Annotated in this window: 12 protein-coding genes; 4 read left to right on the forward strand and 8 right to left on the reverse strand. The window is 35.8% G+C overall.

The window, feature by feature from the left end:
- Positions 1 to 153: 153 nt before the first annotated feature.
- The 4 genes from J3U74_RS06300 to rlmC all read right to left on the reverse strand — a co-directional run bounded on the left by J3U74_RS06300 (position 154) and on the right by rlmC (position 6133).
- The gene (locus J3U74_RS06300; RefSeq protein ID WP_220219567.1) at positions 154 to 681 is read right to left on the reverse strand and encodes a HugZ family protein; all 528 of its coding nucleotides are present in this window, start codon (positions 679 to 681) and stop codon (positions 154 to 156) included.
- 50 nt (positions 682 to 731) lie between these two features.
- Complete coding sequence (locus J3U74_RS06305) at positions 732 to 2375, reverse strand: ABC transporter ATP-binding protein/permease (protein WP_267329681.1); 1644 nt, start codon at positions 2373 to 2375, stop codon at positions 732 to 734.
- A gap of 118 nt (positions 2376 to 2493) precedes the next feature.
- A complete protein-coding gene (locus J3U74_RS06310) occupies positions 2494 to 4689 on the reverse strand; it encodes a TonB-dependent hemoglobin/transferrin/lactoferrin family receptor (RefSeq protein ID WP_267329656.1) in 2196 nt (731 codons plus the stop codon).
- Between the two features lie 301 nt (positions 4690 to 4990).
- Entirely contained in the window at positions 4991 to 6133 is a 1143-nt protein-coding gene (gene rlmC, locus J3U74_RS06315) for a 23S rRNA (uracil(747)-C(5))-methyltransferase RlmC (RefSeq protein WP_267329655.1), read from the reverse strand.
- 218 nt (positions 6134 to 6351) lie between these two features.
- Here rlmC and map point away from each other — a divergent pair, with 218 nt between their 5' ends.
- Positions 6352 to 7140, forward strand: coding sequence for a type I methionyl aminopeptidase (map, locus tag J3U74_RS06320; protein ID WP_220219563.1), 789 nt, complete (start codon positions 6352 to 6354; stop codon positions 7138 to 7140).
- Between the two features lie 142 nt (positions 7141 to 7282).
- Here the strand turns inward: map and J3U74_RS06325 are convergent, their stop codons facing one another.
- Positions 7283 to 8152 (reverse strand): co-chaperone YbbN, encoded by an 870-nt coding sequence (locus J3U74_RS06325; protein ID WP_267329654.1) that lies wholly within the window; start codon positions 8150 to 8152, stop codon positions 7283 to 7285.
- Positions 8153 to 8182: 30 nt separating this feature from the next.
- Complete coding sequence (locus tag J3U74_RS06330) at positions 8183 to 8953, reverse strand: SDR family oxidoreductase (protein ID WP_267329653.1); 771 nt, start codon at positions 8951 to 8953, stop codon at positions 8183 to 8185.
- A gap of 98 nt (positions 8954 to 9051) precedes the next feature.
- On the opposite strand from J3U74_RS06330, the gene mtnN reads away from it, so the two are divergent.
- A complete protein-coding gene (gene mtnN / locus J3U74_RS06335; RefSeq protein WP_267329652.1) occupies positions 9052 to 9744 on the forward strand; it encodes a 5'-methylthioadenosine/S-adenosylhomocysteine nucleosidase in 693 nt (230 codons plus the stop codon).
- A 137-nt stretch (positions 9745 to 9881) separates the two neighbouring features.
- Here the strand turns inward: mtnN and rnd are convergent, their stop codons facing one another.
- Positions 9882 to 10964 carry a ribonuclease D gene (gene rnd / locus J3U74_RS06340; RefSeq protein ID WP_220219559.1) on the reverse strand — a complete coding sequence of 361 codons (1083 nt, stop codon included), beginning with the start codon at positions 10962 to 10964 and terminating at the stop codon, positions 9882 to 9884.
- A gap of 24 nt (positions 10965 to 10988) precedes the next feature.
- On the reverse strand, positions 10989 to 12134 hold the full coding sequence (locus J3U74_RS06345) for a metallophosphoesterase (protein WP_267329651.1): 1146 nt from the start codon (positions 12132 to 12134) through the stop codon (positions 10989 to 10991).
- A 72-nt stretch (positions 12135 to 12206) separates the two neighbouring features.
- Here J3U74_RS06345 and cmoA point away from each other — a divergent pair, with 72 nt between their 5' ends.
- A complete protein-coding gene (cmoA, locus tag J3U74_RS06350; RefSeq protein ID WP_267329650.1) occupies positions 12207 to 12938 on the forward strand; it encodes a carboxy-S-adenosyl-L-methionine synthase CmoA in 732 nt (243 codons plus the stop codon).
- Between the two features lie 35 nt (positions 12939 to 12973).
- A complete protein-coding gene (cmoB, locus tag J3U74_RS06355) occupies positions 12974 to 13942 on the forward strand; it encodes a tRNA 5-methoxyuridine(34)/uridine 5-oxyacetic acid(34) synthase CmoB (protein WP_267329649.1) in 969 nt (322 codons plus the stop codon).
- Positions 13943 to 14056: the final 114 nt, after the last annotated feature.

A 14056-nucleotide genomic window follows, 5' to 3' on the forward strand; every position in this document is an offset into this window, starting at 1 on the left:
AGTTTAAGGGTTTAGATAGGCTGTTTTGTGACTATCAAAAAGAAAATAGAAATCTATCAATCGACAAAATTATTTAGATTATTTGAAAATCGCCAACAATAAACCATTACCTATAAAATAGATAATGGTAAATATCTTTGCGAGTAATTTAGCTTAGTTACTGGCTTGTTGGCTTTTTTGATTAGCGACATAATCTTCATCAACCGGTGTGATAAGATTATTTTGATGATCAACAATATAGGTTTTTCCAAAACCTAACACTAATCTACCGGCTGTCGGTGTGATTTTAAATAAATTAAAATCTTTCATTTCCGCTAACATATAGACCATTTTACTCACTCTTTTAGCAAGCTGGTCAATAATGTTATCAAATAGCTCAGTTTCTCTTTCAACAATGCTTGTTTTTGCATGGAAAGATAGTCGTCTACGAGCATAGATATTCTTAGTATTACTTTCATCATCAATGATTAAAAAAGAGATATTTGAATTATCTTTCATATTCTGACTATGAGGCGCTAAATCTGATATTAAAATATAATAATCATTACCGTCAAAATAATAAGGCGAATAACTCGTATCTACCTCTCCGTTTTTAGTCATTGTTGATAAGATGACTGTGCGGATTGTTTCATGTAAATTTTCTATTGTCTTTTCAACAACATCATTTTTGGACTCAGCCATAATTACTCCTTGTTTTTGTCAATATTGAGTTAATTCATCTAACTACATTGTTATAAATTCAACTGGTAGCATTTATCAAAATAGTTCGAAATATCAGTATGAGAAATTATAATAAAACTACTGTTCGGTAGGTTTGTCTTTAACAATTTCAGCAATTGTTTTTCGGACTGCTTATCTAATGCATTGGTTGTTTCATCCATAAAAATCCAATCAGGTTTATGCATTAAAATTCTTGCAATCATTAGACGTTGCTTTTCACCACCGGAAAGTGTTTTTAAATTATCACTGAGTAAATTTCTATCGATAAATTCTGTAGAAAAACCAACTTCTAATAGAAGTTGCTTAATCAAACTTAAATCTTTTTCAAACAACGGCTGCGGATAGCTTATTGCATGAGCTAATCCCCCAACCGGAAAATAGGTATTTTGCGATAAAAATAATGTCTTTAATTTTGGCACTTTAATCTTCCCCTCAAAATTGGGATAAAGGCCAGAAATTACTTTGAAAAATGTTGATTTACCTACACCCGATGCACCGGATATAACAACCGAATCGCCTTTATTAAGATAAAGATTGGGTAGTGTTAATAACACAGCGCCATCCGGTTTTTTTATAGTTAAATCGTCAATCGCAAATGCATCTTGATTTATCTCTAATTGGCTAGCTGATTGGTATTGACGAGCGGCTTGATTAGCTTTTTCAAAAAACTGGGTTAAACGATAACTACACGCAATAAGTTCAGCAAGTTTATGATAATTGAAAATAAACCAAGACAAGTTAGTCACAACATTACTAAATGATTTACTAATTTGCATTAAAGAACCTAAGCTAACTTTACCAATTAAATAGATAGGCAGAGAAAAGAAAATAGGCATACTTAACACCGTTAAATAATATGGCCGAGTAAAACAGCCTAAAATAAGTTGTCGTTTAATTAATAAATACCAATTTTTGATAATATGATTGAAATGCTGTTCAAACTGTTGTTTCTCCACTTTTTCACCATTGGCTAACGCGATTGGCTCTTTCGATTCACGAAATCGAGTTAAGGCAAAGCGATAATTTGCCTCTAAGTGTTGTTGTTCAATTAATAAGTTTTTTAATGGGCGCCCGAGCATGTGAGCGATGCAAGAAGTGAATAATACATAGATTGGTGCCAGCCAAATTAAATAATGAGAAATACTTATATCGATATTAAATAGACTAAAATTTAAAACAAAATTATCGGTAATTTGCCACAAAAGCATAAAATAGGAAAACAGACCAATACATTGAGTAATTAGCGAAAAGCCTTCATTAGTTAATCGCTCAATAAATAGCAGACAGTCTTCGGAAATACGCTGATCAGGATTATCAATTTCGTCTTGATGGTTATTTAAATACCAATATGCTTTGTTATTGAGCCACTTATCAAGTATCGAATCATTTAAAACCTTGCGCCATGTAATCACTAAGGTTTTTCTTAAAAACTCAATTATTAAGTAAGTTATTGCCCCCGAAATTGTTAACAACACAAAAACGATTAATTGGGTAATAACGCCTTGCATGTCATATTTTTCTAATGCATTAAAAAAGTTTTTATTCCAATTAATCATTTCAAGACTAATTTTAATTAAAACAATATTTAAACAAATAATAATTAAAGCATAACAGTAACCATATTTACCTTGTCTTGATTTGAAGCAAAGCTTCATAAGCAAGATTATATTTTTCAATGTTTGCACAACTTATACTCTCAAAACTGCCTTTTTTCTACATCAACTCCTGCCAAAAATGTTTTATCAATTTGACAGAAGTATTTAACGTTAATGATTAAAAATTAATAACCGCACTAACGGCAAAAGTTCTTCCCGGCGCGGTTTGAAGCTCGATAGGATTTGTCACTTTTACATTATTTTGTACATTTTTATAATAACTACTAAACATCGGCCATTTAAAATAACGGCGATCAAATATATTTAATACCGATCCCCGAATGGTAATATTTTTGCTAGGGTGCCAATTTAAATAGGCATCATAGATTGCATAACCGCTTGGTTTAAATATTTCATCTGATGACGATTTGTCTTTAGAAACGTGAGATACAGCCTTAGAAAAAGTTCCGACGACTTCAGTATCAAAATTAAAATCGGGAACATTCCATTTCAAACCGATATTACCTTGCAGTGGCATGGCTTCATTGAAATAAGTTTTTTTATCACCGGGAGAATCTTGTTTTTTTCCATATTGATATGAGCTTGAAGCATTCAAAGTCCAATTTGGCGCAAAATGCCACTCGCCCGATGCTTCAATTCCCCATAAATTGACGTTGGATAAATTTTTGTAGGTATAATCCTTCGGCCCAACCCGAATAAAATTCTTAATATAGTTACTATAATTAGCTTTGAATAAACCTACACTAAACCAACCTTCTGAAAAATCGCCTCTAATGCCGGTCTCATAAGATTTTACTTTTTCAGGTTTTAGTTTAGGGTTAGGAATCAGATTCATCGTTACCGAAGGCAATGACGTATAAAGCTGTTGAGCCGTTGGCATTTTGAATCCTTCAGCATAACGGGCATAAGCAGAGTATTGATCAGTGATGTTATATAATATGCCTAATTGCGGAATAAGGCGATGTGAACTCAAATCACGAGGCTCTTTGCCTTTAACCACCGCATAATGGCTATCGGTATTGGGTTTAATTTTATAGGTTGCGTATCGTAAACCCGGTTTAATTTTTAAATTTTCAGAGATAAAGTGAAATTCATCTTGAAGATAGATATCTGCACGTTGCGTTTTAGCATTAGCAAAATTAAAGCCGCCACCTATGGTTTTTACGCCATTTTTGGTGCTCTCATTACGATAATAGCTACGGGTAATATCCCCTTGAAAACCATAAGTTAAATCATGCGTTATATTGAAAAAATCCACGTTCGAATTTAACTGAAGATCCAACTGCCAAAACTTTTCTTTATAATCGTTAGTGGTATAGGTATTAATCGGATTTTGTCGTTTATCTTTTTGTTGACGATACGATTTTAAATAACGTTCTTGCGGCGAGTAAGAGAACATGGTTTTGATTTGATCGATAAACGATACTGGGGGCGTCCAACTATCATCAATAGCATACCTTTTACGAGTTTGTATTTGCGTTCTTCGATAATCGCCATTAAATGTTCCGTTAGCTTGTAAACCATAATCATACATCTGTTTAACAAATGAGTTAGACCGGAAATTTTCAAATGTTAACTTTGTTTCTCGAGTGTCATTATGATAAACCAATTTGGTTAACATATTTTCTGCTTTGGCATCTAACGGATTGAGTTTATTACATCTAATGGCATCTTCGCCACGTGGACAGCCCCAAATACCGCCATTCGCTTTAGCTTTAGATAACTTGGCTTCTTGGTAATCTCTTCGGCTAAAGCTTATCAGCCCTTCTAAATTAGGTAGCAATTCAAGCGCTAACATGCTTGTTTTAGTATTTTGTTTATTCAAACTATCATAACCACCACTTAATCGCACTGCATAAGATTTACCTTTCAGCAAATCACTGGGATCTAAAGTTTTAAATGCAACTACCCCACCAACAGCATCAGCGCCCCATAATACCGATCCCGGTCCACGAATAACTTCAACAGCTTTTATGTTGGCTAAATCAATAAAATTTCTATTGCCGTCTTGGATACTTTCAATTACTCTTGCACCGTCGACTTGCATTTGAATACGATTACCCGCCATACCACGTATTCTAATTCCGCCTAAATTACCAAAAGGGTCAGTACCTGAAGTTTGTCTGTTAACTGAGATTCCCGGTAAATATCTGACTAAATCTTCCATTGTTGACATTTGATGATCATCAATGTTCTTGCTAGTGATAACATCAACGGTTTCCGGAATAGCTAATTTGGCTCTCTTTTGTCTGGTAGCCGTAACCGTCATAGTTTCCAATTCATCATCAGCCGCAAAAACTGATAGTGGTAATGAAGCAGCTAAAACAGTTAAAAATATTTTACTTATTTTCATTTTTCACCATAAACTTATGTTATTGAACTGCTCGCATTAAATTTCCAATTTTTGATAATTATCATTTTTCGTAAATCTATCAAAAATAATAAATAAGATCAACAATAATGATAACCATTACCATTTGCTAATAATTATCATTAACATTAAAATGAAAAACATAAAAATATTCGTAAGTTAGAGAAGTGTTTGAAGATTAATTGATATCAAAGCGACAAAGTTTAAGAGGTAAAATGAGGAAATTGATGATTAATACTTATTAATCATCAATTAATAAAAACTCGCCTAAATATTTAAAAAGTTATTGAGATTTTTCCAATAAAACCAACACTTCCATATGTGAAGTATGAGGGAACATATCAAACAGTTGTACTTTACTAATTTGATAATCCGATAACAAGCGAACATCAGCAACTAACGATGATAAATTACAGCTTGAATATAAGATAAAGTTGGGTGACATCTGTTGTAAATATTGTATCAATTGGCTCCCTGCCCCACGTCTGGGTGGATTAAGTAAGACTAAATCCGCTACAGCTTGCTCGGCAATTGCATATTGGGTTGCATCCAATGATTTAAATGTCAAATTATTAAATCCTAGTTGTTTGGCCGATTGGGTTGCACAATCGATAGCATCGGCACTTATTTCAATACCCGTCAATTGAATCTGTTTATCCATTGCTTGAACACAATGCAAACCAAATCCACCGACACCACAAAATAGATCCCAAATGGACTTAATATCTAAATCAGCAATCCACTCACTTGCTGTCTTATACAGGTTTTGAGCAATATAAGTATTGGTTTGAAAAAAGCTTTTCGATTTAATAAAAAGCGGAATTTGATTTATCGTCATGGGTAAATAAGGATTATTAGTCAAAACTAACTCTTCTTCCCCTTCTAAAATCGCGGCATGATTCGGCTGAATATTAATTGAAACGACTTGCAAATTTTGAATTGTCGCTTGTAGTTGGTGAAAAGAGTTTTTAATTTTACTCACCAATTTATGTGATTTTAAAACAAATCGTAACATAAAGCCGCTTGATTGAGACATTGAGCTTTGGGTAATGATCACATATTTTAATTCGCCTTTTCGTTTATTGATATTATAGGGCACCAGACCTTGTTTACGAATATAACTACGCACTATTTTCAATATACTTTGCATACCAGCGCTATATAACGGACAATCACATAAATCGACAGCTTGATCACCATTTTCAATCCCCAATATCGGCTTTTCAACGGTACCTAATACCGCCATTTTCGCTTTATTTCGAAAAGCAGAATCAGGGCTAGCAAACGGCGCCATAACTTCTTTGGGTTGTAAGGTAGCTAGCTGCTTTAATAACTCATGTTGTTTGTCTTCGAGTTGCTTTGGGTAAGGACGATTAATCCACTGGCAAGATAAACATTTCTTTTGTTGATAATAGTGACATTGCATTACGATAAAACCTTTTTTTATAATTGGTAATTATATACTTAAAAGTCGTTTTACCAGTATTACTTTTCATTTTTATACTCAAATATAGGTAAAATCTGAAACTTCTTTACAGAATATTGATTAACTCTTGATAACCTGTCGCATAATAGCCTCGCTATAATTTGACGAAAAAATGGTATATGGTAGGATATTGTCATCAATATTACAGGAATATTTGAATGTCTATTAAGTTAAAAACCCCAGAACAAATTGAAAAAATGCGTATTGCAGGAAAGCTTGCAGCAGAAGTATTAGAAATGATTGAGCCTTATGTCAAACCTGGCATTAGTACCGGTGAGCTAGATAAAATTTGTTATGATTATATCGTCAATGTCCAAAAAGCAATTCCGGCTAATATTGGCTATAGTGGATATCAACACACCAGTTGTATTTCAATTAATGACGTAGTATGTCACGGCATCCCGAGCTTTGAAAAAAAATTAAAAGACGGGGATATTTTAAATATCGATGTGACAGTCATCAAAGACGGTTATCATGGCGATACCTCTCGCATGTACATTGCTGGCAAACCAACAGTTGCGGGCGAAAAACTTTGCCAAGTCACTCAACAAAGCTTGTATGAAGCAATCAAAATTATTAAACCGGGTATTCGTTTAAGAGAGATCGGTAAAACCATCCAAAAATATGTCGATAAATTTGGTTTTTCATCGGTACGTGAATATTGCGGGCATGGCATTGGCGAAGTCTATCATGATGAGCCGCAAGTACTCCATTATGATGCTGATGACGGCGGTGTGATTTTAAAAGCCGGCATGACATTTACTATCGAACCGATGATAAATACCGGCGACTGGCGAACTCGTACCATGAAAGATGGTTGGACAGTGAAAACAAAAGACCATGGTCTTTCAGCGCAATACGAACACACGATTTTAGTGACCGAAAATGGCGTTGAGGTTTTAACGCTTCGAAAAGACGAAGACTTCCCTAGAGTCATAGAACACTAAAAAACAAAAGATTCAACAATTTAACATTGTTGAATCTCCGCTTATTTTATTCTTCTATTATCATCGTAACGTTCACTTGTTGTTAATCTGTCAAACTTCAGATCGAAAACCAACAAGTGACCTCATCAAAACCGACTAACAATTAATAAAGTAAAGTATAGAGTTTACGACGATAAGTTCCGGCTAACGAATTACTGGTACCTAAAGCTGCGAGCAGATCCAGTAAGGTCTTTTTAATACGCCCTTCCCCTGCATTGAGATCTTTGGTAAGCGGTTGATAGAGCAATTCTAATGCCTCTTCATGTCGGCCAACTTGCATTAATTGTGAGGATAGTTGAATCATCAAATCGATATTATCCGGTTGTTCGGCTAATTGTGCTTGTAGTAACTGCAATTGAGGTGAGTTTGCCGCTTGCTCAAGTAATTCAATCTCAACTTGTAAACCATGAAAAACTGAATCTTGATCTTGTAATGGTATCGTTGCCAGTACCTCTTTAGCATCAGCCAGTTGCTTTAATTCGATTTGCGCTTTTGCCAACATCAACGCAATATCAGATCGTGGTTTCCCTAAATGGTCAGTAAGATTTTGCCAGGCTTGTTTTAATAAAGGTAATGCTTGTTCATATTTCCCTTCATTATATAAATTTTGTGCTTCAACAAGTTTTAATTCATCTTCATTTGGCAACACTTTAGCTAAAAATTGTTTAATCACTTCTTCAGTCTGTGGACCTTGAAAACCATCAACCGGTTGACCATTTTGAAATAGATAGACGGTAGGAATAGCACGAAGACCGAATTGGGCAGCTAACATTTGCTGTTCATCACAATTGATACTAGCCAAAATAAATTGACCATGATGCTCATTAGTGAGTTTGGTCAATGTTTGAGTCATTGCCTCGTAATTGGGACTTCTTGCAGACCAGAAATAGAATAGCACTGGCAATCGAGAAGATTGCTCGATGATCTGTTGAATATTTTGTTCATTGACATCAAAAATAAATTGCTGTTGCATATCGTGTCCTATCAATAATATGGTTAGGTATTATTTATTTTGTAAAATTTTATCCATTAATCTATCCGGAAGCAAACGTTTAGCTATTGCTGCCAACTTCGTTACCATGGTGACCCTGTAACGTATTTTCGGTCTGGCATGCTCTAACGCATGTATCAAATAGGGTAAAATGGCTTGCGCTGGTAAGGTAAAGCGTTTAGCTATAGGCGGATTTTTGACAATTTTATCCTTGTCGGTTTGATTAACATTGGCTGAAAAGTCGGTTTTCAATGGCCCAGGTTCAATCAAGCAGACTTTAATATTGGTTTTAGCTAACTCTAATCTTAACACATCAGACCACGCTTCTAACGCATATTTACTGGCTGAATAAGCGCCTCGACCGGGGGTGGCGACAACACCGACAATTGAACTGGTTTGAATAATTCGCCCTTCGTTGTGCGCTAACATAGCCGGCAAAAGTAACTGGGTTAATTGATGAACACCAAAAAAGTTTGTCGAAAATTGAGATTCTAACTGTTCACGGCTAATCGTATTTAAGCGCCCATAAACACCAAATCCGGCATTATTAAAAAGTGCATACAATTTACCATTGGTTAAACTTAAAACCTCGTTAGCCGCCTGCGTGACCGATTGCGGATCATCCAGATCCAGTAGCACGGTTTCAAATCCTTGATCAATTAATTTTTGTTGGTCTGATATTTTTCGGCAAGAAGCAATAACACGATAACCCCGTTGCTTTAATGTCAAAGCTGAGATTAGCCCGATACCACTAGAACAACCTGTTATAAAAATTGTGCGCAAAGTTCAACTCCATTAGTTTGATATATTGTCAAGTTTGAAGACTGCAATTATGATAGCATATTTATCCTAATATTATGCCCGTTAGCTAAGAGGAAATTATGAAAATTGCTATTATCGCTGCAATGGAAGAAGAAGTTGCTATCTTAAAAAGTAAAATCACTAATTATCATATCGAACACCATTTAGGTTGCGATTTTCATGTTGGTCAAATAGCCGGATGTGATATTGTATTACTTCAATCGGGAATTGGTAAAGTAGCAGCCGCCTCCGGCACCACACTTTTACTTAATCATTATCAGGTTGATGCGGTGATTAATACCGGTTCAGCGGGTGGGCTATCAAGCGCATTAAACATTGGTGATATCGTTGTATCGAAAGATGTTTTTTACCATGATGTCGATTTAACCGCTTTTGGTTATAAACCGGGACAAATGTCGGGTTGTCCGGTAACATTCGCCGCCGATTCAAAATATCAAGCATTAGCAAAATCTTGCATCAAAAAACAGGGCGTTAATGCGGTTGAAGGATCAATTGGTAGTGGTGATGCATTTATCAATGGTAAAGAAAATCTGCAAAGAATCAAACAAACTTTCCCGGATGCAATCGCCGTTGAAATGGAAGCCGCTGCAATTGGCCATGTTTGTTGGTTATTTAAGACCCCATTTGTTGTGGTACGAGCGATTTCAGATAATGGTGACAGTGAATCAGCGGTTGATTTTCAATCATTTTTAAAACTGGCCGCCGCCCACTCCTCAGCGATTGTCGAGTCAATGCTTGCTGAACTAGCGTAAATCAGACTAATTTGGGTGACCAATCAAGAAAAAATCGATTTTATTTTGATAAGCTGTTTTGATAATAATAAAGCTTACCCATTGCCAGTTTCTCGCCCTTGGGTTTAATTACATCAGCAGGTATGACCTGCTGACTTTTAAATACCAAATTTTTCAAATAAAGGTTTACGCCAACCCTGTAATATTTCAGGCTCAGTACTGGTTTTATCCGCTTGCCATTTTACATATTGATTAATCAACCGCCTTGAAAGCAATAAATCCGGATTAAGCCCGGTTTGAGAAGCAATGGCTTGTGCCGCATTTTTCAATTGTTCACAGATATCTTTGTAATTAGGATAACGGTTAACCCGGCAAATTGGTGCAATATCCGGCGTCGGCTGAGCTAAAATATCTAAAATCATCTGACCATACAGGCGTATTTCTTTCCCTTTCATGCCTAATTGACTCAGCTCACTGAGCGATGAAGGTAAAAAACGGGCTATTTTAAATAAGACTTCTTCATGCACAACAAAATTTAGCGCAATATCTTGCTCTTTCGCTATCAGATATCGAAAACGGGCTAGTTTATACAACTGCCCTAAATTTTTCCCTTTTAATTGCCAACTATTTTTAATATTGAGATACGCATCATCAGGATTCATTACCTCACACTTACGGCTAATCACCATTTGACACTCTTGATAAGCAGCGGATAAATAATGATTGTCTGCTAACAGTGCTTTCAATTTATTCATCAATGGCAAAAGATACAGTACATCATTGATAGCATATTGGCATTGTTTATCGGTTAAAGGTCGTTTAAGCCAATCAGTTCGTGTTTCACTTTTATCCAGTTCTACCGCTAAATATTTATTAACTAAACTGGCATAGCCACTACTGAGTGGGTTATCCAAAAACGAAGCGAGAATTTGGCTATCAATGATCGGCGTTGGTACGCAACCAAAGTGATGTAAAAACACTTCAATATCTTCAGAACAAGAGTGAAAATACTTTTCAATTTTTGGATTATTTAACACCGCCAAAAAATCTTGCCAGTCAGTTATCGCTATGGGATCAATCAATGCTGCATGCTCGCCATTAAATACTTGTAACAAGCCTAAATGAGGGAAAAACGTACGAGTACGTACAAATTCTGTATCTAATGCTAAAGCTGAACTGTTTTGAATGTTCAAACAAAATTCAGCTAGCTGGTCATTATGGGTAATAAGCTTATAAGACAAATTAAGATTCCTATTGAGACAAGTTTACGGTTTAGTGTTAAAAGTCACATCAATCACCCCAATTTCACCCCGTGTCATTAAGCGAATAGGAGGACTACCAAAACCAAATCCGCTACTAACAATACTGGTAAAATGGTGTGTGGTATCTTGATATAAACCATAGGGATTTTTATACATTATATCAACAACTAAATTAATTGGGAAAATTTGCCCGCCATGGGTATGCCCTGATAGCATCAGATCGACACCTAAATTAGCGGCTTTATCAAGATTGCTGGGCTGATGATCAAGTAAGATAATAGGTGTATTGCTATCACTAAACATCATCAAATCAGCAAGTGACGCTCGTTTAGCATGATAACGGTAGGACGAAAGGTCATCACGGCCGATTAATGTTATGCCAACATCATCCAGATAAATAACATCATCTTTTAATACTTTCATATTGGCTTGCTCAAAAGCATCAATAATATCTTGCTCATGATTGTCGGCGTGTTTGGAATGGTAATATTCATGATTACCAAAAATTACAAAAGTACCATATTTCGACTTCAATTGTTGAAACTGTTTAGCAAAACCTCGTTGAGTAAACGGCGCTAAGCGCCTATCTAATGTATCACCGGTGATCACAATAAAATCGGCCTGTTGTTGATTTACCTCTTCCACCATTTGTTCAATTCTTTTCGGTGATGTTAATTCACTTAGATGAATATCGCTTAGATGCACAAAACGTAGATGATCGACATTTGCCGACTTATTAATATTGACATGATAATGCACAATTGTTGGATTAACAGCCATACTATATCCATAAAAACACAACGAAATAACCGCAACCACATAGCAGATTTTAAACCACAGCTTCGGTTTAAACCGCTTTTTACTCGCCAAATAAATGACATCAGCCAGTAACATTAATAAACTTGCGCAAATCACGACAGATGCCAGACAATTAAAAAATAGCACTAGGTGTGGAACAGCAAAATTATTCGCTAATCGAGCAATTATCAAAGAGTAAATCGCAATAGCCACCAATGACCAATACATTAATCGATAACAACCCGTTAACTTGATATCAAACCAAAACTGCCACCTTTTTCCTAAATAAAACGTTGCTAAGACGCTAACAAAAATAGCGATTAAAGGAGTGAAAAGATCTACAAAAGCCATAATAAACCAAACAATTTATCGCAAAAAAGTGATATGATAACAAAATTAATTTTTCCAGTACCAATAACTTTTATGAGTATCAAAAAAGACCAATTATTCATGGCGCCAATTGAAAAGCTAGGCGATTGGACGTTTGATGAAAAAGTCGCTGAAGTTTTCCCCGATATGGTGCAACGTTCTGTCCCGGGTTATTCAAATATTATTTCAATGATTGGTATGCTTGCAAAGCGATTTGTCCAGCCAAACTCTGTGATTTATGACTTAGGTTGTTCATTAGGTGCCGCTACCCTTTCAATTCGTCGTCATGTTAATCAGCCTAACTGTAAAATTATTGCGGTTGATAACTCTTTACCGATGATTGAACGGTGCAAACGCCACATAGAGTCTTATAAAGCAACAACGCCAGTCGAAGTGATTTGCGATGATATTTGTAATATTGATATGCAAAATGCTTCAATGGTCGTGCTTAATTTCACCTTGCAATTTTTAACGCCTGAAAATCGTCAACAAGTGTTAAATCGCATCTATCAAGCGCTTAATCCTAACGGAATATTAGTCTTATCAGAAAAGTTTAGCTTTAGCGATCCCATTATTGATGAGTTGCTATTTAACATGCACCATGATTTTAAACGCGCTAACGGCTATAGCGAGCTGGAAATTAGCCAAAAGCGCAATATGTTAGAAAACGTCATGTTAACTGACAGTATCGAAACACATAAACAACGTTTATCACAAGCCGGATTTGCGCATATTGATACCTGGTTTCAATGTTTCAATTTTGGCTCCATCATTGCCATTAAATAGCACGCTTTTTTAGTGTAATTAATAAGGAAAATAGCATGATTGATTTTGGTGATTTTTACCAGATTATTGCAAAAAATAAGCTCAGCCATTGGCTTGAAGTGTTACCGGCACAATTAGCCCATTGGCAAAAACACAATATTGATAATCGTTTTAATCAATGGCTAAATAGCATAAAACATTTACCGGCAATCACGCCCTATTACATTGACCTATTACACAGTGTAACGGCCAAAACCGAGCATCCGCTAAGCGCAGGCGAGCAACAACGAATTGAACAACTATTGAAAACCATGATGCCGTGGCGTAAAGGCCCTTTTCATTTGTATGATATTGAGATTGATACTGAATGGCGCTCTGATTGGAAATGGGAACGATTGATTAACCACATTGACTGTCTGGAAGGCAAAACGGTATTAGACGTAGGTTGTAATAGTGGCTATCATTTATGGCGAATGGTTGGAGCAGGCGCAAAACTTGCAGTGGGAATCGATCCTATGGCGCTTTACCTTTGTCAATTTGAAGCAATACGAAAACTATTAGGTAATGATAAGCGAGCACATCTATTACCATTAGGGATTGAACAGCTTCCAAAACTTACTGCTTTTGATACGGTATTTTCCATGGGCGTTTTATATCATCGCCGTTCACCACTCGATCATCTTTACCAACTAAAAGATCAACTTGTTAACGGTGGACAGTTAATACTTGAAACACTGGTTATCGAAGGTGAATTGCATCAAGCACTAATGCCAGGAGAACGTTATGCACAAATGCGTAATGTCTATTTTATACCGTCTGTACCTACCATGATCAATTGGTTACAAAAATGTGGCTTTAGTGAAGTAAAATTGGTGGATATTTCGCAAACTAGTTTAGATGAGCAACGCAAAACGCCGTGGATGACATCAGATTCATTAGCTGACTTTTTAGATCCTAACGATAGCTCAAAAACGATTGAGGGTTATCCCGCCCCAACTAGAGCTGTATTTGTTGCCAGAGAATAAAACTTAATAAATCTGAGCGAATCAATAAAACATTAACACTGATAGGCATCAAAATTGGATTTAGACCAATATGGTAGGTTATTCAATTTTTGATTGCCAATCAAATGTTACATC

The sequence above is a fragment of the Gilliamella sp. B3892 genome (genome assembly GCF_026536305.1).
Classification (GTDB): domain Bacteria; phylum Pseudomonadota; class Gammaproteobacteria; order Enterobacterales; family Orbaceae; genus Gilliamella.

Excerpts from the sequence above, each read along its gene's own strand:
- J3U74_RS06300 (WP_220219567.1), bottom strand. The coding sequence starts at position 681 with ATGGCTGAGTCCAAAAATGATGTTGTTGAAAAGACAATAGAAAATTTA.
- J3U74_RS06305 (WP_267329681.1), bottom strand. The coding sequence starts at position 2,375 with ATGAAGCTTTGCTTCAAATCAAGACAAGGTAAATATGGTTACTGTTAT.
- J3U74_RS06310 (WP_267329656.1), bottom strand. The coding sequence starts at position 4,689 with ATGAAAATAAGTAAAATATTTTTAACTGTTTTAGCTGCTTCATTACCA.
- rlmC (WP_267329655.1), bottom strand. The coding sequence starts at position 6,133 with ATGCAATGTCACTATTATCAACAAAAGAAATGTTTATCTTGCCAGTGG.
- map (WP_220219563.1), top strand. The coding sequence starts at position 6,352 with ATGTCTATTAAGTTAAAAACCCCAGAACAAATTGAAAAAATGCGTATT.
- J3U74_RS06325 (WP_267329654.1), bottom strand. The coding sequence starts at position 8,152 with ATGCAACAGCAATTTATTTTTGATGTCAATGAACAAAATATTCAACAG.
- mtnN (WP_267329652.1), top strand. The coding sequence starts at position 9,052 with ATGAAAATTGCTATTATCGCTGCAATGGAAGAAGAAGTTGCTATCTTA.
- J3U74_RS06345 (WP_267329651.1), bottom strand. The coding sequence starts at position 12,134 with ATGGCTTTTGTAGATCTTTTCACTCCTTTAATCGCTATTTTTGTTAGC.
- cmoA (WP_267329650.1), top strand. The coding sequence starts at position 12,207 with ATGAGTATCAAAAAAGACCAATTATTCATGGCGCCAATTGAAAAGCTA.
- cmoB (WP_267329649.1), top strand. The coding sequence starts at position 12,974 with ATGATTGATTTTGGTGATTTTTACCAGATTATTGCAAAAAATAAGCTC.